Consider the following 21,815-nt stretch of genomic DNA (forward strand, 5'->3'; position numbering starts at 1 on the left):
CCCGTGTCCCGATCCACCGCTCCCTCCCGCCCGGGCTGGATCCGCCGTCTGGCCGGAGCCTGCCTGAAGCACCGTCGCGTCACCGTCGGCGCGCTGGTCGCGTCCATGGCGGGGGTCGGGCTGGAGGCCGTCGGCCCGCTGCTGATCCGCGAGGGCGTGAACGGTGTGGTCGGCGGGGACCCGGGTGTGCTCACGCCCGTCGTGGCGGGCCTGCTCGTGCTCGGCGTGCTGAAGTTCGGCGGTGCCTTCGTCCGGCGCTACCTCGGCGGGCGGATGGCGCTCGACGTCCAGCACGACCTGCGGCGCGCCGTGTTCGCCGCGGTCCAGCGGATGGACGGGGTCCGCCAGGACCGGCTGCGCACCGGGCAGGTCGCGTCCCGGTCGATCTCCGACCTGCAGCTCGTGCAGGGCTTCCTGTCGATGGTGCCGCTGTCGGCGGGCACCGTCGTGCTCGTCGTCGTCGCGGTGTCGGCGATGTTGTGGCTGTCGCCGCTGCTGACGGTCATCGCGCTGGTGATGCTGCCGCTGGCGTTCCTGGCGACCAACCGGATCCGCCGCACGCTCTTCCCCGCCACGTGGTCCGCCCAGCAGCGGGCGGCCGAGATCGCCCAGCAGGTCGAGGAGACCGTCACCGGGGTCCGGGTGGTCAAGGGCTTCGGGCAGGAGTCGCGCGAGATCACGGCGCTGGAGGGGCGCGCCCACCGGCTCTACGGTGAGCGGCTGCGTGCGGCCGGCCTCACCGCGCGGCTGAACCCGGCCCTGCTCGCGCTGCCCGGCCTCGGGCAGGTGGCGGTGATCGGCGTCGGCGGCTGGATGGCCGCGCAGGGGTCGATCGACCTCGGCACGTTCCTGGCCTTCACGACCTACGTCGGGATGCTCGTCGGCCCGGCGCGGCTGATCGGCGCGCTGGTCGTCACCGGCCAGCTCACCCGGGCCGCCGCGGAGCGGGTCTACGAGATCGTCGACGCCGAGCCGGGGATCGTGGACCCGGACCGCCCGCGCGAGCTGCCCGCGGGCCCGCTGACCGTCGAGCTCGACCGGGTCCGGTTCGGCTACGAGCCCGCCGGGTCCGGGCCCGACGGGGACGCCGCTCCCGACCCGGTGCTCGACGACCTGTCGCTGCGCGTCGAACCGGGGGAGACGCTGGCGCTGGTCGGGCCGCCGGGATCGGGCAAGTCGACGGTCGCCCTGCTGCTGCCCCGGTTCTACGACCCGCAGGCGGGGAGCCTGCGGATCGGCGGGACCGACCTGCGCGAGCTGCGCCTGCACGACCTGCGCGCCGAGCTGGGTGTGGTGTTCGAGGAGGCCTTCCTCTTCTCCGACTCGATCCGGAACAACATCGCCTACGGCCGGCCCGACGCGAGCGACGACGAGATCCGGGCCGCCGCGGAGGCGGCCCAGGTGGCGGGGTTCGTCGAGGAGCTCCCCGACGGGTACGACACCGAGATCGGCGAGCGCGGGCTGACGCTGTCCGGCGGGCAGCGTCAGCGGATCGCGCTGGCCCGGGCCATGCTCACCCGTCCCCGGGTGCTGCTGCTCGACGACGCGACGTCCGCGGTCGACACCGCCACCGAGGCGGCGATCCACGCGACGCTGCACGACCTGACGGCCGACCGGACGACGCTGCTGGTCGCCCACCGGCGCTCGACGCTCGCCCTGGCCGACCGGATCGCGGTGCTCGACCGCGGCCGCGTGGTCGACCTCGGCACCGAGGACGAGCTGCGCGGCCGCTGTGCGCTGTTCCGGGAGCTGCTGGCGACCGGACCCGCCGACGAGCTCGGGGGCTCCGGGCAGGCGGAGGTCCCGGCCCTCGCCCCCGGGAACGGCGTGGTGTCCGGTAACGGCGCGACGGCACCGACCGGGGGTGCCACCCCGGACCTCTGGCCCGACGTGGACCACCCCGAGGACCCGGACCGCGCACTCGGCCGGGAGGCCGGCGGCGGGGCCGCGGGCTGGGCCGGCGGGATCAGTGCCACCCCGGAACTGCTCGACGCCGTCGCGAAGCTGCCACCGGCGGACGAGTCACCGCGGCTGCGGGGTGAGGGGGACCCGACGGCACCGGATCCGGAGTTCCGGCTCTCGTCGCTGCTCCGCCCGGTCCGCCGGCTGCTGGTGCTGGGCGTCGCGCTGATGGCCGCCGACGCGCTGGCCACCCTGGCGCTGCCGAGCATCGCCCGGGTCGCGGTCGACTCCGGGATCGTGGGGACCTCGGGCCGGGTGCTGCTGATCGCCGCCCTGGCCGGGCTGCTGATCGTGCTGGCCGACGCCGTCGTCGTGGGGTTCCAGACACTGGTCACCGCGCGGGCCGGCGAGAGCCTGCTCTACCTGCTGCGGCTGCGCAGCTACGCGCACCTGCAGCGGCTCGGGCTCGACTACTACGAGCGCGAGCTGTCCGGCCGGATCATGACGCGGATGACGACCGACGTGGACGCGCTGTCGACGTTCCTGCAGACCGGGCTGGCGCAGGCGGTGGTCAGCGTGCTGACGATCGGCGGCGTCGCGGTGGCACTCGTCGCGACCGACGCCGAGCTCGCCCTCATCGCCCTGGGCTGGCTGCTGCCGCTGCTCGTCCTCGGCACGGTCGTGTTCCGCCGGTTCTCCTCGCGGGCCTACGCCGAGGCGCGGGAACGGGTCAGCGTCGTCAACGCCGACCTGCAGGAGAACGTCAGCGGCGTGCGCATCGCGCAGGCCTACGTCCGCGAGGAGCTGAGCTACGACCGGTTCGGCGAGCGCTCGGACGCGTACCGCCGCTCCCGGCTGCGCGCGCAGCGCTACATCGCCCTCTACTTCCCGTTCGTCGCGTTCCTGTCCGACGTCGCGGGCGCGGTGGTGCTCGGCGTCGGCGGCATGATGATCGTCTCGGGGGAGATCACCGCGGGGATCCTCACCGCATTCCTGCTGTACCTGACGCTGTTCTTCGGGCCGGTGCAGCAGCTCTCCCAGGTGTTCGACGGCTACCAGCAGGCCCGGGTCGGCCTGAACCGGATCTCCGACCTGCTGCGCACCCCCACCTCGGTACCGGACCGGCCGGAGGACCCGGCCCCGGTGCCGGACCGGCTGCGCGGCGACGTGGAGCTCGACCACGTGACGTTCCGCTATCCCGGTGTCGACACCCCGGCGCTCGACGACGTGTCCCTGCGCGTCGCGGGGGGCGAGACCGTCGCGCTCGTCGGGGCGACCGGTGCCGGGAAGTCGACGCTGATCAAGCTGCTCGCCCGGTTCTACGACACCGGCGAGGGACAGGTCCGGGTCGACGGCGTCGACGTCCGCCGCTACCCGCTCGCCGGGTACCGGTCACGGCTCGGGGTGGTGCCGCAGGAGGCGCACCTGTTCACCGGCGACGTCGCGTCCAACATCGCCTACGGCCGGCCCGACGCGTCGCCCGAGCGGATCGAGGCCGCGGCCCGCGCGGTGGGCGCGCTCGATCTCGTGCGATCGCTGCCGTCGGGGTTCCGGACGCCGGTCGGGGAGCGTGGACAGGGTCTGTCGGCCGGGCAGCGGCAGCTCGTCGCGCTGGCCCGCGCCGAACTCGTCGAACCCGACGTGCTGATCTTCGACGAGGCGACCGCGGCGCTGGACCCGGCGACCGAGGCATCGGTGCTCGCGGCGGGGGAGCGGGTCTCACAGCGGCGCACGGCGTTCGTCGTCGCGCACCGGCTGCAGACGGCCCGCCGCTCGGACCGGATCGTCGTGCTCGCGGGCGGGCGGATCGTCGAGGAGGGACCGCACGACGAGCTGGTGCGTGCCGGCGGCCGCTACGCCGCGCTGTGGCGTGCCGGCGAACTGGAGCCGGAGCCGGACAGCCCGCTCGCCACGCAGCCCTGAGCAGGGACGGTCCTCAGTCGAGCAGCCGTTCGAGCCGGGCGGCGACGGCGGCGCGGCGCGGGTCGTCGCGCACGAGCAGCTCCAGGAGCCGCTCGTGCGCCTCGAGATCGTCGGCGCCGAGCGGGTGCCCGGTGAAGCGGTGCAGCAGCTCGGTGTCGTCGGCGGCGAGCACCGCGTGCCGCAGCCCGGCGACGAGCTCGTCCCGCAGCTCGCGGACGGCCGGGGCGTCGGAGCGGGGCAGCAGCTCGCCGTGGCAGGTGGCGAGCGCGTCGGACGCGCGGCCCTCCCGCAGTGCGACGCGCAGCCGCAGGAAGTCGGCGTCCGGTTCGGCCGCGAGCCGGTACGGGCGGGTGAGCAGCAGGTCCGCTCCCAGCGAGGCACGCAGGCGGTGGATCTCCCCGCGGACCGTCGTCGGGTTGCCGTCCTCGCCGTAGAGCATCAGGGTGAGCTGCTCGCCGGACAGCCCGTCCGGGTGCAGTGCCAGCGCGGTGAGGATCTCGGCCGGGCGCAGCGTCGCCGCGCTCTCCGTGCCGTCCAGGGTGATGCGCGGCCCGGAGCCCCCGGTGAACCGCAGCGCCAGCTGCGGGACCTCCTCGGTCCGGGCGACGACCCGGCCCCGCCGCCGCGACGGTGTCACCAGGAGGTATCCCTCCGGCAGCGCCTCGACGGCCATCTCCCGGCCGTCGCCGAGCCGGACCCGGTCGACGCCCTCCTGCAACCGCACCCGTTCCGGGAACCGGCCGTAGGGCTCGCTCGCGATCACCCGGCCGGACGCCGACAGCAGCGCGCCCTCGGCGCCCCGCAGCGCGGCGAGGTGCGGCATGTTCTTGACCCGGAGCCGCTCGTCGGCGATCGCCAGCCGCACGCGCAGCTGGTTCTCGGCGAGCTGGGCGGTCGCGGTGACGAGCTGGACCAGGGCCGGGTGCACCGTGTGCAGGGGCCCGGAGATGTCGACGGCGCCGATGGTGTCGCCGGTGTCGGGGTCGTGCACGGGCGCGGCCACGCACGTCCAGTCGTGGTAGGTCCGGACGAGGTGCTCGGCGGAGTGGATGCGGACCGGCTCGTCGAGGGCGAGCGCCGTGCCCATCGCGTTGGTGCCGATCGCGTCCTCGGTCCAGCGGGTGCCCTCGCAGAGCCCGACGTCGTCGGCGGAGTGCAGCAGCCCGTGCGCACCGTCCCGCCACAGCACGTGGCCGTCGGCGTCGGTCACCAGCATGAGGTGCATCGCCTCGTCGGCGATGCTCACCAGCGTGGTGCGCAGCAACGGCATCACCGAGTGCAGCGGATGATGCTCCCGGACGTCGCGCAGCTCGTCGGCGCGGTACACGAGCGGTGGCAGCCTGCTCTCCGGATCGACGCGGGCGGCGAGGCTGCGCTGCCAGGAGTCCGACACGACCGGTCGAGGGCTGCCGGTCGCGCCACCGGTGCCGAGGCCGTCGTCGTAGATGCGGCGCAGCCGGTTCGCGTCCGCGACGAGCTCCTCGGGCGACGCGCCGTTGTCCGCATCGAGCATCTCGCCTCCCGTTCCGGCCGGGGACGCGCAGGGCGTCCTCGTCATGCACGGTCTCCCGCAGCGTTGCGGGTCCGCCACCCACGGTTCTCGGACCGGGATCGCGAGCATACCTGCTGATCGCCGGTTGCCCCATCGCCCGGCGACGGCCCCGGGCCGCCCTCCGTGCGCAACGTGCGGGCAACGTAACCCTCCCTACGGTTGCCCGCGACCGCCACGGAGGCGGTCCGCGACGACGCACCCGGAGGACAGCGATGACGCTCGAAGCCGTTCGAGAGGCCACCGATCTGCCGGTCCGCGGGGGCGAGGGTGCCGACACGATCCGCCGGGCGGCGCGCGTACTGGTCGTCGACTCGGAGCCGGTGGTCCGGCACGGCCTGCGGGCCCTGCTCACCGCCGAGCCGGATCTCGCACCGGCCGGGGAGGCCGCCTCCCCGCGTGACGCGCTGATGGCCGCCGAGCGGACCCGCCCGGACGCGATCATCGTCGACATCGAGTTCGGCCGGGACGAGCGTCCGGGCCTCGACCTCGTGCGCGCCCTGCTCGAGCGCTGTCGCGGGGTGCGGATCCTGGTGCTGACCGGGTGCCGGGACCGCGAGTCGATGATGCGGACCGTGCGCCTGGGTGTGCACGGCTACCTGCGCAAGGGCGCCGACACCCCGGAGATCGTCCGCGCGCTGCGCTCGGTGCTGCGCGGTGAGGGCGTCTTCGACCCGGGCACCACCAGTGCCGGTCCGCTGCAGGTGCTGCGCGAGCCGGCCCCCGCGGCACCGGCCGCCGGCGCGGACCTGTGCAAGACCTCGCTGCTGACCGACCGGGAGAACCAGGTGCTGCGGCTGCTGGCCGTCGGGCTGAGCAACCGCGAGATCGGCGGCCGGCTGCGGATCTCCGAGGCCACCGTGAAGTTCCACGTCCGGAACCTGCGCGACAAGCTCGAGGTCCGGCGCCGCACCGAGATCGTCTACACCGCCGCCCGCCAGGGCATCGTCTGAGGGACCGGCGCCGGACGAGGACCAGCCGGGCCGGGGCGCGTGGAGGATTCCCGCCCCGGCCCGCGCACCCGCGTCCCGCGCGGTGAGGTCCTCAGCGGACCGGGCCGAGCGGCATGTGCCGGTTGACGTCCTTGTAGAGCAGGTACCGGAAGCGCCCCGGGCCGCCCGCGTAGCAGGCCTGCGGGCAGAAGGCCCGCAGCCACAGGAAGTCGCCCTCCTGCACCTCGACCCAGTCCTCGTTCAGCCGGTACACGGCCTTCCCCTCGAGGACGTAGAGCCCGTGCTCCATCACGTGGGTCTCCGCGAACGGGATGCAGCCGCCCGGCTCGAAGGTCACGATGTTGACGTGCATGTCGTGGCGCAGGTCCGCCGGATCGGCGAAGCGGGTCGTGCTCCAGGCCCCGCCGGTGTCGGGCATCGGCACCGGCTCGACCTCGGCGTCGCTGGTCACGAAGGCCTCGGGCGGCTCGATCCCGTCGACGTACTGGTACCGCTTCCGGATCCAGTGGAAGTGCGCGTGCTCCGCACCGTCGTGGTTCCAGGCGGTCCAGTTCCCGCCGGGCGGGAGGTAGGCGTACCCGCCGGCGCCCAGCTCGTACGCGCGGTCGCCGATCCGCAGCGTCAGCGTCCCCGCGGTCACGAACAGGACCGACTCCGCCGCCGGGTCGTCGTCCGGGCGGTCGGAGCCGCCGTGCGGGGCGACGTCCATCATGTACTGGGAGAACGTCTCGGCGAACCCGGACAGCGGGCGCGCCAGCACCCAGAGCCGCGTCCCGGTCCAGAACGGGAGCGAGCTGGTGACGATGTCCGAGTTCGTCCCCCGCGGGACGACCGCGTAGGCCTCGCGGAACATCGCCCGGTCGGTCAGCAGCTGGGTCTGCGGCGGCAGCCCGCCGGTCGGACGGTAGTAGCTCTGCTCGGTCACGAAGGCTCCTGCCTCGGTCGGGGACGGGGGTCGCGCGGGGACGCCGGAGGTCACCGTCGCACCTCGTCGGCGGGCTGTGGGGCGGGCACGCGCGGCGGGCCGGTGTCCGAGGCCCCGGCGGGCTCCGGCGCGCCGTCCTCGTGCTCGTCGTCGACCGGTGCCCGGCCGTCGAGCACCGCGCGCATCCGGTCGCGGTCCAGCATCCCCTCCCACCGCGCGACGACGAAGGTCGCGAGGCAGTTGCCGAGCAGGTTGGTGAACACCCGCATCGAGTCCATGAGGCGGTCCGCGCCCAGCAGCAGCGCGACCGCCGCGACCGGGAACGCGCCGACCGCGGCCGCCGTCGCCGACAGCGCGACGAAGGCGGAGCCGGGGACACCGGCCATGCCCTTCGAGCTGAGCATCAGGATCCCGAGGACGACGATCTGCTGACCGAGCGTCAGGTCGGCGCCCACCGCCTGGGACAGGAAGATCATCGCGAGCGACAGGTAGATCGCCGCGCCGTCGAGGTTGAACGAGTACCCCGTGGGGACGACGAGCCCGACCACCGCGCGATCGCACCCGGCGCCGGTGAGCTTGGAGATGATCCTCGGCATCACTGCCTCGGAGGAGCCGGTGCCGAGCGCCAGCATGAACTCGTCCTTGCAGTAGCGGAGGAACTTCCACGCGTTCACCCCGGTGATCAGCCAGACCACGGTCGACAGCAGCACGATGAAGACGACGGCCGAGCCGTAGGCCGCGAGGACCAGCATGCCGAACGACGTGAGCGAGCCCGCGCCGTAGTCGGCGACCGTGGCCGCCATCGCGCCGAACGCACCGAGGGGTGCCAGGTACATCACGTAGCCGACGATCTTGAAGATCACGTGCAGGGTCTGGTCGATGACGTCCATCAGCACCGGGGGCGCGCTGCTGCTGACCGCTGCGAGTGCGACCCCGAAGAGGAGCGCGAACAGGAGGACCTGGAGCAGGTTGTTGTCGGCGAACGCGCTGAAGACGCTGGTCGGGATGATGCCGAGCACGAACTCGACCCCACCGGGCAGGTGCTCGCCCTGGGTCTGCGACTCCAGTGAGCTCGCGTCGAGGGTGGCCGGATCGATGTTCATGCCGGCACCCGGCTGGACGAGGTTGCCTACGACGAGGCCCAGCGTCAGCGCGGACAGCGTGGCGACGGTGAACCAGCCGAGAGCCTTCACGCCGATCGAGCCGAGCGCCCTCATGCTCCCGACCTTGGCGATCCCGGTCACGATGACCAGGAAGATCAGTGGCGCCACGACCATCTTGATCAGCTTGATGAAGCCCTCGCCGAGCGGTGCCAGGAGGCTGCCGAACCCGGGGAAGGCGAGACCGGTGGCGATCCCCAGGGCGATCCCGATCAACACCTGGACGAACAGTGAGGGGAACCGGCGCCGGCGAGGTGAGGTCATGCAACTCTCCCTTGAGTTCCGCATGGTGGAATTGCCATTTCGCAATTCGGGTTCATGGAACGGGCTGGCTCTCGCCGTGTCAAGGGCGGACGGGGCGCCGCACGTGGCCGAGCCCACTCGCCTGCCCGGAGGTCGTTCACCCGGCGGCCACCTTCTCCTCACCCGTACGGAGGACGGGACTGCTGTGATGCGGAGGAACCGGACGACACCCACCGTGACGTCGTCCGCCGACGCCCTCCCACCACGACCCCCAGGAGAACGACCGTGGCCGACTGCTGCCCCGGCGACGCCCCCGAGGCCGGCGCCCGCCGCACGCTCCCCGTCATCGACCGGCTCCGGCCCGGCCGCCAGGGCTTGACCTGCCGGTACAAGTGCGGCGACGCGTGCTCGAAGCCGGAGCCGAACACGTCGTCGAACGGGTACTTCGGTGATGTCCTGCAGACCGTGCTCGACCGCCGCGGCATGCTCCGTGCGGGTGCGGTCCTCGGCCTGACCGCCGGCACCGGCGCCGCGCTGGCCGGCACCGCCTCGGCCGGTACCCCCGCCCCCACCCCGGCGCACCCCCTCGGCGCGGCGGCCGCCCCGGCCGCGGCGCAGGCCGAGCCGCCGCGCGGGCTGCGCTACGAGACCGTCCCGCCGAACCTCGACGACACCATCCGGGTGCCGAAGGACTACGCGAGCAACGTGGTCATCCGCTGGGGCGACCCGATGTTCCCCGACGCCCCGGAGTTCGACTTCGAGAACCAGACCGCAGCGGCACAGGCCCGCCAGTTCGGCTACAACAACGACTTCTGCGGGATCCTGCCGATCGACGGCGCCGGGAAGCGCTACGTCATGTTCTCCAACCACGAGTACACGCTCGAGCCGCTGATGTTCCGCGGGTACGACGAGGACGCGCCCACCGAGGAGCAGATCCGGATCGGCATCGCCGCGCACGGCGGCGGGATCGTCGAGGTCACCCGGGACCTGAAGACCGGGGAGATGCACTACGACCGCGCGGGGAAGCTCAACCGGCGCATCACCGCCGAGACCGAGATGGTGCTCGACGGTCCGGCGGCCGGGGCCGAGGTCCTGCGGACGAAGGCCGACCCGACCGGCCGCGCCGTGCTCGGCATGATCGGCAACTGCGCGGGCGGGACGACCCCGTGGGGCACGTTCCTGTCCGGCGAGGAGAACTTCGACGGCTACTTCGCCTCCGGTCCGGTCACCGATCCGCGGCTGGAGCGCTACGGCCTGGAGGAGGGCGGCTCCGAGCGGAAGTGGGAGCGCGTCGACCCGCGCTGGGACCTGGCGAAGGAGCCGAACGAGGCGAACCGCTTCGGTTACATCGTCGAGATCGACCCGCACGACCCGTCGTCGAAGCCGGTCAAGCACACCGCGCTGGGCCGGTTCAAGCACGAGGGCGCCACCGTCGCCCTCACCGACGACGGCCGCCCCGTCGTCTACATGGGCGACGACGAGCGCTTCGACTACGTCTACAAGTTCGTGTCGGACAAGAAGATGCGCAAGGGCGACAGCCGGGCCGCGCGCGAGCACAACGCGACGCTGCTGGCGTCGGGCACGCTGTACGTCGCCGTCTTCACCGGCAACAGCCCGGCCGCGGAGATCACCGGGAACGGCGCGCTGCCCCGCGACGGGCAGTTCGACGGCGGCGGCGAGTGGAAGCCGCTCGCCTCCACGACGAAGTCCTACGTGGCCGGGATGAGCGTCGCGGACGTCTTCGTCTTCACCCGGCTCGCCGCGGACAAGGTCGGCGCGACCAAGATGGACCGTCCCGAGGACGTCGAGCCGAACCCGAGGACGGGCAAGGTCTACATCGCCTGCACCAACAACTCCGACCGCGGCAAGGCGGGCGAGGCCGGCGCGGACGAGCCGAACCCCCGCGTCGACAACCAGCACGGCCACGTCATCGAGCTGACCGAGTCCGGCGACGACCCCGCCGCGACGAAGTTCGGCTGGAACATCCTGCTGGTCTGCGGCAACCCGGACGACCCGTCGACGTACTTCGGCGGTTTCGACAAGTCCCAGGTCAGCCCGATCACCTCGCCGGACAACGTCGCGTTCGACCCCTACGGCAACCTGTGGGTCTCCACCGACTCCACACAGGCGCTGGAGATCAACGACGGGCTGTACGGCGTCGTGCTCGAGGGTCCGCAGCGCGGGTCGACGCGGCTGTTCGCCAGCGTCCCGGTGGGCTCCGAGTGCTGCGGCCCGGTCGTCACCGAGACGTTCGTGCTGGTCTCGGTGCAGCACCCGGGCGACGTCGACGACGCCTCGCCGGAGGCCCCGGCGTCGCACTGGCCGGACGGTGGCCCCGCCCAGCCGCGGCCGGCGGTCGCCGCGATCCGGCACCTGCAGGACGGGCGGCCCGCCAAGATCGGGCTCTGAGGACGCCGCGGTGGGCGGGGTCCGCCCCGCCCACCGTCAGGCGCAGCGGCCGAGGTCCGGGTCGCCGGAACCCGCGCTCTTCTCGAACGAGATGTGCACGTGGTCGTAGTGGTTCGCGGTGTCGTCGCCGCGGTCCGACATCTCGGTCCACCCGGAGCCGTCGTTCATCGCCTGCTCCCAGATCACGTACTTCACGCCGAGCTCGTCGGCGTTGGCCAGGGCGCAGTCGGCGATGCGGTCGCCCTTCTCGCCGCGGACCATGAGATCCAGCGCGTGCCCGGTGGGGTGGTCGGAGGCGTTGGCGCGCTGGGCGACGCCGATCAGCTCCGGCTCGTCGTAGGCGCAGGCGAGGAACTCCGCGGCGTCGGAGACCCAGCTCTTCACCGAGCCGAGGTCGTCGGTGTCGACGTCGCAGGACCCGGTGCCGCCGAGCCGGGCCCGGTCGGCGACCTCCCGGGCGATGCGTTCGGCCTCGTCGGCCGCGGCCCGGCCGGCGTCGGCGGTCGCGTCGAGCAGGCCCGCGTCACGCACGATCTCCGCGCCGAGGACGGGCTCGGTACGCGGTGTGTCGACGGCCGCCGCGGCCGCCACCGGCTCGGCCGTCCCGTCGAGGAGGTCCGCGCTCCGGCTGCCGCCGTCGAGGGCGTCGTCGAGGGCTCCGGTGCTGTCGGCGGCGAGCCGCAGCTCCGCCTCGGCCGGGCCCGGGCCGAGCCCGGCCATCGGCGTGACGACGACGAGCGCGCCACTCGTGACGGCGGCCGCGGTGGCGACGTGGCGCAACCCGGGACGGATCGCGGCCTGTTCCCGCCGGTGGCGGTGTCGGGGCACGACGTTCTCCTCCGGCACGCGTCCGGGCGGGCTGCGGGGGAGTGTGGGATCGGGGGAATCCCTGCCCGTCGGGGGACCGGATCGCGTGTCCTCACCGGACGGTAGCGAAGCGTGCCGGAATGTCCGGTCCGGGGGATTCACCGGGACGACGACCGAACCCGGCCGTGCGGCGAGCGGCACGGGAGGTGCGACCGCCGTCGATGCGCGACGAATGTCCGGAACCGTCTTTACCCGACCGGACGTTCGGTGCACAGTATCCGCGGACCGGCACACCGCGGTGCCGGCGAGGGGGGAGCGCCCGCATGTCCGACCAGCACGCCGCCGGCCAGGAGGCCGGCCCGCGCACCGTCGCCGACACGACCGGATCGTCGCCGTCGCAGGTGCGCCGGGTCGCCGCGACGAGCGCGATCGGCACGACGATCGAGTGGTACGACTTCTTCATCTACGCCACGGCCGCCGCCCTGGTGTTCAACAGCCAGTTCTTCTCGACGATGTCGGCGGCCTCGGGCACGCTGGCCGCCTTCGCGACCCTCGGCGTCGGGCTGGTCGCCCGGCCCGTGGGCGGCATCGTCTGGGGCCACTTCGGGGACCGGCTGGGGCGCAAGAGGATGCTGGTGGCGTCGCTGCTGCTGATGGGGTTCGCGACCGTCGGCGTCGGCCTGCTGCCCACCTACGCGCAGATCGGCGTGGCCGCGCCGGTGCTGCTGGTCGTGCTGCGCCTGCTGCAGGGACTCTCCGCGGGCGGTGAGTGGGGCGGCGCCGCGCTGATGTCGGTCGAGCACGCCCCGCCCGGCCGGCGCGGCCGCTACGGCTCGTTCCCGCAGATCGGTGTCCCGGCCGGGCTGATCCTGGCCCAGCTGGTGTTCCTCGTCGTGTCGAACGTGACCACGCCCGAGCAGTTCGCGGCGTGGGGCTGGCGGATCCCGTTCCTGCTCTCGATCCTGCTCGTCGTCGTCGGGCTGGTGATCCGCCTGCGGGTCGAGGAGAGCCCGGTGTTCGCGATGCTGCGCGAGAACCGGTCCCGCAGCCGCGCGCCGATCCTGGAGGTGTTCGCGCAGCGTCCGCGGGAGCTGGTCCTGGCCTCGGTCAGCTTCATCGCCAACAACGCGATCGGCTACATCTTCCTGGCGTACCTGCTGTCCTACGGGACCCAGGTGCTCGAGGTCCCGCGCAACACCATGATCGTCGTCGTGATCATCGGCTCGCTGAGCTGGCTGGTCAGCATCGTGGCCGGAGCGATCTGGTCGGACCGGGTGGGCCGCAAGCGGGCCTACCTCGTCGGCTCGGTGATGCTGGTGGTCTGGCCGGTGCCGTTCTTCCTGCTGCTGGACACGACCTCGTTCGCGGCGATGGTCCTGGCGGTGGTCGTGCTGACGGCCGGTCTCGGCCTGTCCTACGGCCCGCAGTCGGCGCTGTTCGCCGAGATGTTCGAGGCCCGCTACCGCTACAGCGGCGCGTCGTTCTCCTACGCCGTCGGCGCGGTCCTCGGCGGCGGGTTCGCCCCGCTGATCGCCACCGCGCTGCAGCAGGGCTACGGGTCGTCGACGCCGGTGGCGGTCTACATGGTCGTCGTCGCGGTGATCTCGCTGGTGGCGATCGTCCTCATCCGCGAGACGCACCGGCCGGGGGCGCCGGCGCAGCTGTCCTGACGACCGGCGGCGGCCGGGTGCCACGCCGCCCGGCCGCCGGGGTGATCAGGGGGAGCGGTGCCGGCCGTCGGCCAGGCCGGCGGCGTTGAACTCCCGGGCCCGGCGGCGCCCCGCGACGGTCCCGGCTGCCGGGGCGTCGTCGGTGCCGTTCATCGAACGGGCCTGCTCGGCGAGCTCGCGGGTGACGCACGGCCAGGTCGCGCTGATTCCGCTCGCGTCCCGGCACTCCCGGCAGTAACCCTGGTCGTCGGGGGTGTGCTCCGACAGGGTCCGCTCGAGCAGATCGGGCATCTCGGACAGGATGTTCGCGAGTGCCAAGACTCACCTCCAGGTCGATTGCCGGGGACAGTAGTAGTCGTGGATCACCCGCGCGGCCCAGGGGCGCGGGCTCCGTACGGACCGTCCGAGCCGGAGTTCGGGGGCCTCCCGGGCCTCGGGAAATCCACTGTGGAGGTCGGGTTCCCGCTGCGCACGGGAAGGTGTGTGGCTGTCGCTCGGCCGGGTGGACGGAGGTGTGCCGGACCGGCTCCCGACGGCCGTGACCGTCGGACGCATCACGAACCGCCGGACATCGCTCGGTGAGCCGTACCGGTGATCGGCGGCCGGTGGCAGTGGCGCGACGACACACCCTTCCCGTGCGCCGGGCGTAGCCGATCGATCACTCCGGCGGGCGGGCGATCGGTGTCCCGCGCCAGGCCGGGCCGGGCCTGGTGCTCACCGGTCGGGGAGTGCGCCCTCGCGGGTTCTCCGCAGACCGTCGCCGACGCGTTCGCTGGTCAGGGGTTTGCTATCGCGAACGTTTACTAGCGGATCGAACACATGTTCGGATACTGTCTGGCTCATGACCGCGGTCCAGGAACCTCCACGCACCGGCCTCCCGGTCGGGGATCCGGGGTTCCCGCAGGTCGATCTGGCGCTGGTGCAGCTGGCGGTGGAGCAGGCCGCGCAGGACGACCTGTCCGGTGTGTCCGAGGCGGAGTTGATCGATCAGATCCAGCAGCTGGAGTCGGTGCAGCACTCCCTAGCAGCGTTGCAGGCGACTCGGGTGCGGGCGTTTGCCCGGCTCCATGTGGAGAACGGCATCGCGGCCGGGCAGGTCGATCCGGATCGGTTGCTGCGTGGGGTGGTGGCGCAGGTCGGGTTGGCCTGCCGGGTGTCGCCGGCCGAGGCGCGGCGTCGGGTGAGCACGGCCCGGGATCTGCACGATGGTCTCGATCATGTGCGTGGGTTGTTCGGGGCCGGTGAGTTGAGCTCGGCGAAGGTGGCGGTGGTGGTGGCCGCGTGTTCGGGTCTGGACCGTGCTGAGCGTGCCGCGGTGGATGTTCGTCTGGCTGCGCACGATCTGACCAGGCTCGGTCTGGGCCGGTTGCGGGATCTCGCACGCCGCTTCGCCGCCGAGGTCGCGCCGGGGAAGTTCCTCGCCCGCGTGGAGTCCGCACGGGCGGAACGGCGCGTGACGCTGCGTCCGGCGCCGGATGCGATGACCTTCCTGACCGCGTATCTGCCGGTGGAGCAGGGTGTGGCGTGTCTGGCCGCTCTGAACAAGGCGTTCACCGAGGTGTCGGTGGACCCGGCACCGTTGACCCGTACCCGTGGTCAGGTCATGGTCGACACCCTGGTCGAACGTCTCACCGGCCAGGCGGTGGCGACCGATGTGGGTGTCGAGGTCCAGGTCGTGGTGCCGGTCGAGGCGCTGCTGGACCCGGACTCGCCGTTGCCGGCGGAGATCCCCGGTCACGGTCCCGTCCCGGTCGAGCTCCTGGCCACGGGCGAGGGGAGGAAGACCCTGCGTCGTCTGATCACCTGCGACGGAGTCGTGATCGGCGGAGACTCGCGGCAGCGCACCTTCACCGGTCTCCTCGCTCGTCTGGTGCGGGCGCGGGCGGGGAACCGGTGCACCGAGCCCTACTGCGATGCCCCGGTGCGGCACATCGATCACATCCACCGCGATGCCGACGGGGGAGCGACCGAGCTCGACAACGGCTGGTGTGTGTGCGAGTTCCACAACCACGTCCGGGAGCAGGCCGGGTGGCGCGTCGCCCGCGGCCCCGACGGTGGCGTGCGGACCACGACCCCGACCGGGCACACCTACCGGGCGCCCGGATGACCGACCGTGGCCCGGCCGGTCATCGGGCGCCCTCAGGCGTCCGGGACCTCGCGTTCGATCTCCGCCAGCCACAGGGCGGCCGACATGTCCGACGGCGCCCGCCAGTCCCCGCGTGGCGACAGCGCACCCCCCGCGGAGACCTTCGGCCCGTTGGGCAGGGCGGACCGCTTGAACTGGGCGAACGCGAAGAACCGCTTCGCGAAGACCTGCAGCCAGCACCGGATCTCGGCGGCGTCGTAGGCGGGGCGCTCGTCGTCCGGGAAGCCGGGCGGCCACTCCCCGGCCGTCGGGTCGGACCAGGCGTGCCCGGCGAGGAAGGCGATCTTCGACGGCCGGAAGCCGTACCGCAGCGTGTACCAGAGCGTGAAGTCCTGCAGCGCGTACGGACCGACCGTGGCCTGGCTGGACTGGACCTCCTGCGTCCCGTCCGACGGGACCAGCTCCGGGGTGATCTCGGTGTCGAGTACCGACCGCAGCACGGCGGAGACGCCGTCGTCGAACTGCCGCGAGGAGATCACCCAGCGGATCAGGTGCTGCATGAGCGTCTTCGGCACGCCGCCGTTGACGTTGTAGTGCGACATCTGGTCGCCGACCCCGTAGGTGGACCAACCCAGCGCCAGCTCGGAGAGGTCACCGGTGCCCAGCACGATCCCGCCGCGCTGGTTCGCGAGCCGGAACAGGTAGTCGGTGCGCAGACCGGCCTGGACGTTCTCGAACGTCACGTCGTACACGGGTTCGCCGCGGCCGAACGGATGCCCGATCTCGGTCAGCATCGTGCGCGCGGTACCGGTGATGTCGAGGGTCTCGAAGGTGACGCCCAGCGCCTCGGACAGCGCGACGGCGTTGCCGCGGGTGTGGTCGGAGGTGGCGAAGCCGGGCATCGTGAAGGCCAGGATGTCGCTGCGCGGCCGGCCGAGGCGGTCCATCGCCCGCGCCGCGACGATCAGGGCGTGCGTGGAGTCGAGCCCCCCGGACACCCCGATGACGACCTTCGGCTGGCCGATCGCGCGCAGCCGCTGCTCCAGCCCGGAGACCTGGATCGAGTAGGCCTCGTAGCAGTCCTGTTCGAGCCGCTCGGCGTCGGCGGGGACGAACGGGAAGCGTTCCACGGTGCGGCGCAGCCCGATGTCGTGCCCGGGCGGGTCGAGCCGGAAGGTGACCGTCCGGAAGGCGTCGGTGCGGTCGGCGTGGGTGCGGCGGTTGTCGTCGAAGGTGCCCTGCCGCCGTCGCTCGGCGGCGATCAGGTCGAGGTCCAGGTCGGCGACCGCGCGGCGCGGGCCGTCGGGGAACCGCTCCGACTCGGCGAGCAGCTCGCCGTTCTCGTAGACCAGCGTCTGGCCGTCCCACGACACGTCCGTCGTGGACTCGCCCTCACCGGCGGCGGCGTAGACGTAGCCGGCCAGGCAGCGCGACGACGCCGACCGGCACAGCAGCCGTCGCTGCTCGGCGCGGCCGACGGTGATCGGCGACCCCGACAGGTTCGCCAGCACCGTCGCCCCGGCCAGGGCTGCCTCCGCCGAGGGCGGCACCGGGACCCAGAAGTCCTCGCAGATCTCGGCGTGCAGCACGAAGCCCGGCAGGTCCTCGGCACGGAACAGCAGATCGGTGCCGAACGGGTACGCCGTGCCGCCGACCGTGATCATCGCGTCGCGCACGTCGTCACCCGCGGCGAGCTGGCGACGCTCGTAGAACTCCCGGTAGGTCGGCAGGTACGACTTCGGCGCGACGCCCAGGATCCGCCCGCGGTGGATCACGACGGCGGTGTTGTAGACGCGGTGCCGGTGCCGCAACGGAGCCCCGACGACGAGGACCGGCAGCAGCTCCGCGGTCGCGGCGGCCAGCGTCACCAGCTCCCGCTCGACCGCCTCGAGCAACGTGTCCTGCAGCAGGACGTCCTCGATCGAGTAGCCGGACAGCGTGAGCTCCGGGAACACGACCAGGCCCACGCCGTCGTCGTGGCAGGAGCGGGCGGCGTCGAGGACGGCGGCCGCGTTCGCGGCGGGCTCGGCCATCGTCGTGTGCAGGGTCGCCGCGGCGGCCCGCAGGAACCGGTGGCGGTAGACGGAGCGGAAGTCCACCCGATCATTGTGGCCGGTCGGTCCGGCGGTCCGCCGGATGGTTCCTTCCCGGGAGGGCTCCCGGGGCCCTCCCCGCACACTCCCGGCACGGAGGCGACCGGCCGCCGGGGAGAGGGAGCCACCGGTGGAACGCACACGGCCGGACGACGAGGGCCACGCGGGGGACGGGGACGCCCCCGACGCGCGGCGGGACGGGACCGCGGAGGGGTCGGCCCCGTCCCGCGGGCCCGTCGGGGAGTCCGCTCCGCCGACGGTCACACCGTCCCAGTCGACGGTCCCCCCGGAGCGGGCGGCGGCGCTCCCCTGGTGGGAGCAGGCGGGCACGGGCGGTGCCTCCGCGACCGGCCGGACGGTGCCGGCCGGCGCGGCCGACGGACAGCCCGACACCGGTGGGCTGCCGCCCGGGCCGGACACCGACGGGCCGTCGGCCGGCCCCGCACCGCGTCGCCGCCGGGTGCGCGCTCTCGTGATCGTCCTCGTCGCCCTGCTCCTCGCCACCGCGGCGACCGTCGCCTGGCTGCAGTGGCCACCGAGTACCCCGGACGCGGTCGCGGAGGCGGCAGCGGACGTCCGCGGCTGGGACGGTGTCACCTACCGCGCCCGGCTGACCCAGCCCGGCACCGGACCCGTCGACGTCGAGCTCACCAGCGACGGCAGCGGGGACGTGTACGGCACCCTCACCCGGCCCGGTGGCGGCCGTGCGGAGTACGCCCGGGTCTCGGGCACCGAGGTGCTGAAGGGTGCGTCGGACTGGTGGCGGCCCGAGAAGGACGGGGCGGTCAAGGCGTCCCGGCTGTCCGGCTACTGGGTGACCCCGCCTGCCGCGGTGACGGCGTGGCTGGCCCCGGCCGTGCCGCCATCGGTGACCGGGCTGGCCGGCGACCTGACCGGTGCGGGCGGGGCGCCGCCCGCGTACGCCGAACCGGGGGAACGGGAGATCGACGGTGCGCCCGGACGGGTCGTGTCCTGGCCGGGGCGGGAGATCGTGCTGTCCGGTGGCCCGGAGCCGCGGCTGCTCTCCGTGGTGCCGGCCGGGTCGCCCGACCCGACCGGGATCCGCGCGGCACGGCCGGCACCCGGTGCGGTCGGCGCGGTGGGACGGGGCCCGGACCGGGTCTCCGACGCCCGGTCCTACGACTCCCTGTTGTACGCACCCGGCGCCGTCGACCCGGTGACCCGGCAGCTCCCCGACTGCTTCACCCCGCAGTGTCCGACGCCGTTCGAGCTGGTCAACAGCGGTGGGTTCGAGGCGAGGGGGACCGCGGTACTGGTCGTCGACGGGACCGAGTCGGGCCGGGTCCCGTTCCGGCTCGCGGCGGGCGCGCGGCGGGGGTTCGAGCTGTCGTTCGTGAACCGCGCGATCCAGCAGGGCAGGGACCGGGTCGACGTCTCCTACCGGATCCGGATCGATCCGCTGCCCTGACCGGACACGACGGTCACCGGCGCAGCAGCCGCTGCACCGCCGGTGGTCGTCCGCCGAACCCCTCCGCCTCCAGCACGACGAACAGGATCCGCGGCAGGTCCCGGACGGCCGGGAACAGCACGTAGCGCGGGTACCAGGCAGGCCGGAACTTGGCGTTGAACCGGTAGAGCGAGTCGATCTGCCACCACCGCGACGCGATCCGCAGCAGCCGCGCCCAGGTCCGCGCCACCGGTCCGGCGCCGATCCGCTCGCCCCGTTCGAGCGCGGAGCGGAACACGGCGAAGTTCAGCGACACCCGCGTCACGCCGAGCCCCGGCGCCGCCGCCAGGAGCTCGGCGATCATCAGCTCGTTGATGCCGTTGTCCGCGCCGGCCGCGCGGACCATCAGGTCGAGCGAGAGGCCGTCGGGACCCCAGGGGACCAGCTGCAGCATGCCGGTCGGCTCGCCGTCGCGGAGTGCGGTGACGACCACGGCGTCCGGGTCGGCGGGGTCCGCGACCCGCGACGACGCCATCGAGAACCCGCGCTCGTGGTCGTCGCCGCGCCAGCGGTGCGCCCGCTCGGCGATCGCGGCGAGCTCGTCGGGGGTGTGCTCGGAGAGCCGCGCGACGGTGACCGTGTGCCCGCTCCGCTGCATCCGGGCGACCGTCTGCCGGACCCCGCGCATCGGGCGTCCGTCCAGGGTGAAGGTCGCCGTGTCGAGGACGGCCTCGTCGCCCAGCTCCAGCGCGTCCAGCCCGGCCTTCGCCCACGCCGTCGCACCGCGTTCGGAGCAGCCCAGCACGGCGGGCGACCAGCCGTAACGCGTGCACTGCCCGAGGAACTCCTCGATGGCGCCGGGCCAGGCGCCGACGTCGCCGACCGGGTCGCCGGAGGCGAGCGCGACCCCGGCCAGCACGCGGTAGGAGACCGCGGAGCTGCCACCGTGGGAGAACACCGCCGCCTTGTCCCGGCGCAGCGCGAAGTAGCCGAGCGAGTCCCCGCCGGGCCGGCCGAGCAGGGAGCGCAACTGCTGCTCGTCGCCCGGTTCCAGCGACGGCCGCGGCTCCGGTGAGCGCAGCAGGTGGTACCCCGCGGTGACGACGGCGACGACCCCGAAGGTCAGCCCGGCTGCGGCGGTGAGATCGTCCAGCCAGGCCGCGCCGGGCACGAACGCCACCGGGCCGGTGACACCGATCAGGGAGAGACCGGCGTGCGCGGCCTGCGCGGCGACCGACGGGTCGTCGAGCAGCCGTCGGGGATTGACGGCGAGCAGCACCCAGACGACGAGGAACCCGGACAGCCCGAACTGGACGAAGGACCGCACCGCGCGCCCCGGCCCGCCCGGATCCTGCCGCGCGACGAAGTGTCGCCGGGTCGCGAGCAACGCCACCAGCAACGCTCCCACCAGCACGGCCGGGGCGAGGCCGCGCCGCTGGTCCAGGACGTGCACGACGTTGACCACGACGAGGACGGTCGTGACCCCGGTCGCGACCCACCACGCGCGCTGCTTGCGCCGCCGCAGGCCGGTGGCGAGGAACAACAGGCCGGCGCCCGCCACCGTCGTCACGACGAGCGCGGCCAGGCCGACGCCCGCAGGCAGACCGAGGGTGCTGCGCAGCTCGCCGCCCAGCAGGCGGCGCGGAGCGGGGAGCACCGCGGAGACGACGGTGAGCAGCCCGACGATCCGGGCCGCCCACACCACCGCCCGGACGACGGCGGCCTCCGACAGCCGTCGCCGCCGCGCGTCCGCATCGGGGCGTGGAGGGGCGACGCGCCCGGCATCGTGGCGGTCCCCGTCGAACTCGGCCCCCGACACGCGATCCTCCCGTCCCCCGGGCCCGATGGCGCGTTCCGGGACGTCCCGGAAGTCGCCGGTGGGCGCCGCCAACCTAGACCGGTCCCGGTGGCCGGGCGCCACCCGGTCGCCGGTGGGCGGGCATCATCGTGGGGTGCCGGTCGACGAACTGCGGGCCGCCCTGCGTGCGCGGGCCGCCCCTGACGCCGTGGCCGGGATGCAGCGCTACTTCCCGGGCGGCGTGCGGGCGCTCGGCGTGGGCAACGGCGAGGTCCGCGCACTGGCGTACGCCGACGTCCGCGCCCACCCCGGATCGTCGGCCGAGCTGATCGACCGGGCAGAGGCCCTGCTGGACGGCGCCGAGTACCACGAGGAGGTGCTCCTGGCGTTCGCGCTGCTGCACCGGGCCGCCCGGCGGGAGCTCGACGCGTCGTTCCTCGACCGGAGCCGCGGCTGGCTGGAGGGCCCGGTCGGGAACTGGGCGCAGTGCGACGACCTCTGCCTGAAGCTCCTGCACCCCTACCTGCTGGGACGTCCCGAGCTCGTCGCGGACACGGCCGCCTGGACCGGCTCGTCCGGGCCCTGGGCCCGTCGGGCGTCGTGCGTCGCGGTCGTGAAGCTCGCCGGTCCGCGGAGCGCGCAGCCCCTGCCGCTCACGGACGTGCTCGACCGCGTCGACGCGCTGCTCGACGACCCGGACGGCTACGTGCAGAAGGGGGTCGGCTGGTTGCTGAAGGTGGCCGCGCAGACGCACCCCGACGACGTCGTGGACTACCTGCGGGCCCGGCGGTCGCGTCTGCGGCGGGACACGTTCCGTTACGCGGTCGAGAAGCTGGACCCGGCGACGCGGCGGGAGCTGATGGCGCTGCGGTGACGCGCAGCCGGGTTA

Annotated in this window: 14 protein-coding genes; 7 read left to right on the forward strand and 7 right to left on the reverse strand. The window is 73.6% G+C overall.

What is annotated here, in order from left to right; translation table 11 throughout:
• Nucleotides 1-3 precede the first annotated feature (3 nt).
• A complete protein-coding gene (locus PP1_RS22025) occupies nucleotides 4-3,825 on the forward strand; it encodes an ABC transporter ATP-binding protein (RefSeq protein ID WP_010229526.1) in 3,822 nt (1,273 codons plus the stop codon).
• Between the two features lie 13 nt (nucleotides 3,826-3,838).
• On the opposite strand, the gene PP1_RS22030 is transcribed toward PP1_RS22025, so the two are convergent.
• On the reverse strand, nucleotides 3,839-5,338 hold the full coding sequence (locus tag PP1_RS22030; RefSeq protein WP_010229524.1) for a helix-turn-helix domain-containing protein: 1,500 nt from the start codon (nucleotides 5,336-5,338) through the stop codon (nucleotides 3,839-3,841).
• Between the two features lie 251 nt (nucleotides 5,339-5,589).
• On the opposite strand from PP1_RS22030, the gene PP1_RS22035 reads away from it, so the two are divergent.
• Entirely contained in the window at nucleotides 5,590-6,327 is a 738-nt protein-coding gene (locus PP1_RS22035) for a LuxR C-terminal-related transcriptional regulator (protein ID WP_010229523.1), read from the forward strand.
• A gap of 91 nt (nucleotides 6,328-6,418) precedes the next feature.
• On the opposite strand, the gene PP1_RS22040 is transcribed toward PP1_RS22035, so the two are convergent.
• Together PP1_RS22040 and PP1_RS22045 are read right to left on the reverse strand one after the other, a co-directional pair.
• On the reverse strand, nucleotides 6,419-7,252 hold the full coding sequence (locus tag PP1_RS22040; RefSeq protein WP_029239505.1) for a bifunctional allantoicase/(S)-ureidoglycine aminohydrolase: 834 nt from the start codon (nucleotides 7,250-7,252) through the stop codon (nucleotides 6,419-6,421).
• Between the two features lie 50 nt (nucleotides 7,253-7,302).
• Entirely contained in the window at nucleotides 7,303-8,676 is a 1,374-nt protein-coding gene (locus PP1_RS22045; RefSeq protein ID WP_050802354.1) for a cation:dicarboxylate symporter family transporter, read from the reverse strand.
• Nucleotides 8,677-8,940: 264 nt separating this feature from the next.
• Between PP1_RS22045 and PP1_RS22050 the strand changes: the two genes are divergently transcribed.
• Complete coding sequence (locus PP1_RS22050) at nucleotides 8,941-11,064, forward strand: PhoX family protein (protein ID WP_075314672.1); 2,124 nt, start codon at nucleotides 8,941-8,943, stop codon at nucleotides 11,062-11,064.
• Nucleotides 11,065-11,100: 36 nt separating this feature from the next.
• On the opposite strand, the gene PP1_RS22055 is transcribed toward PP1_RS22050, so the two are convergent.
• The gene (locus PP1_RS22055) at nucleotides 11,101-11,892 is read right to left on the reverse strand and encodes a hypothetical protein (protein WP_139316870.1); all 792 of its coding nucleotides are present in this window, start codon (nucleotides 11,890-11,892) and stop codon (nucleotides 11,101-11,103) included.
• A gap of 302 nt (nucleotides 11,893-12,194) precedes the next feature.
• On the opposite strand from PP1_RS22055, the gene PP1_RS22060 reads away from it, so the two are divergent.
• Complete coding sequence (locus PP1_RS22060; protein ID WP_010228959.1) at nucleotides 12,195-13,541, forward strand: MFS transporter; 1,347 nt, start codon at nucleotides 12,195-12,197, stop codon at nucleotides 13,539-13,541.
• A 45-nt stretch (nucleotides 13,542-13,586) separates the two neighbouring features.
• Here PP1_RS22060 and PP1_RS22065 read toward each other — a convergent pair whose 3' ends face one another.
• The gene (locus PP1_RS22065; protein ID WP_139323957.1) at nucleotides 13,587-13,832 is read right to left on the reverse strand and encodes a hypothetical protein; all 246 of its coding nucleotides are present in this window, start codon (nucleotides 13,830-13,832) and stop codon (nucleotides 13,587-13,589) included.
• A gap of 550 nt (nucleotides 13,833-14,382) precedes the next feature.
• On the opposite strand from PP1_RS22065, the gene PP1_RS22070 reads away from it, so the two are divergent.
• Nucleotides 14,383-15,648, forward strand: coding sequence for an HNH endonuclease (locus PP1_RS22070; RefSeq protein ID WP_075314671.1), 1,266 nt, complete (start codon nucleotides 14,383-14,385; stop codon nucleotides 15,646-15,648).
• Between the two features lie 32 nt (nucleotides 15,649-15,680).
• On the opposite strand, the gene PP1_RS22075 is transcribed toward PP1_RS22070, so the two are convergent.
• The gene (locus tag PP1_RS22075; RefSeq protein WP_010243543.1) at nucleotides 15,681-17,726 is read right to left on the reverse strand and encodes an NAD(+) synthase; all 2,046 of its coding nucleotides are present in this window, start codon (nucleotides 17,724-17,726) and stop codon (nucleotides 15,681-15,683) included.
• Nucleotides 17,727-17,850: 124 nt separating this feature from the next.
• Between PP1_RS22075 and PP1_RS22080 the strand changes: the two genes are divergently transcribed.
• Nucleotides 17,851-19,149 carry a hypothetical protein gene (locus PP1_RS22080; protein WP_075314670.1) on the forward strand — a complete coding sequence of 433 codons (1,299 nt, stop codon included), beginning with the start codon at nucleotides 17,851-17,853 and terminating at the stop codon, nucleotides 19,147-19,149.
• Nucleotides 19,150-19,162: 13 nt separating this feature from the next.
• Here the strand turns inward: PP1_RS22080 and PP1_RS22085 are convergent, their stop codons facing one another.
• Nucleotides 19,163-20,947, reverse strand: coding sequence for a phosphatidylglycerol lysyltransferase domain-containing protein (locus tag PP1_RS22085; RefSeq protein WP_010243933.1), 1,785 nt, complete (start codon nucleotides 20,945-20,947; stop codon nucleotides 19,163-19,165).
• A 133-nt stretch (nucleotides 20,948-21,080) separates the two neighbouring features.
• Between PP1_RS22085 and PP1_RS22090 the strand changes: the two genes are divergently transcribed.
• The gene (locus PP1_RS22090; protein WP_010243931.1) at nucleotides 21,081-21,800 is read left to right on the forward strand and encodes a DNA alkylation repair protein; all 720 of its coding nucleotides are present in this window, start codon (nucleotides 21,081-21,083) and stop codon (nucleotides 21,798-21,800) included.
• Nucleotides 21,801-21,815: the final 15 nt, after the last annotated feature.

It is taken from the genome of Pseudonocardia sp. P1 (assembly GCF_000178675.2).
Classification (GTDB): domain Bacteria; phylum Actinomycetota; class Actinomycetes; order Mycobacteriales; family Pseudonocardiaceae; genus Pseudonocardia.

Bases quoted from the DNA above. Each gene is read 5' to 3' on its own strand.
- PP1_RS22030 (WP_010229524.1), bottom strand. From the start codon at position 5,338: ATGCTCGATGCGGACAACGGCGCGTCGCCCGAGGAGCTCGTCGCGGAC.
- PP1_RS22035 (WP_010229523.1), top strand. From the start codon at position 5,590: ATGACGCTCGAAGCCGTTCGAGAGGCCACCGATCTGCCGGTCCGCGGG.
- PP1_RS22045 (WP_050802354.1), bottom strand. From the start codon at position 8,676: ATGACCTCACCTCGCCGGCGCCGGTTCCCCTCACTGTTCGTCCAGGTG.
- PP1_RS22060 (WP_010228959.1), top strand. From the start codon at position 12,195: ATGTCCGACCAGCACGCCGCCGGCCAGGAGGCCGGCCCGCGCACCGTC.
- PP1_RS22065 (WP_139323957.1), bottom strand. From the start codon at position 13,832: ATGCCCGATCTGCTCGAGCGGACCCTGTCGGAGCACACCCCCGACGAC.
- PP1_RS22070 (WP_075314671.1), top strand. From the start codon at position 14,383: ATGACCGCGGTCCAGGAACCTCCACGCACCGGCCTCCCGGTCGGGGAT.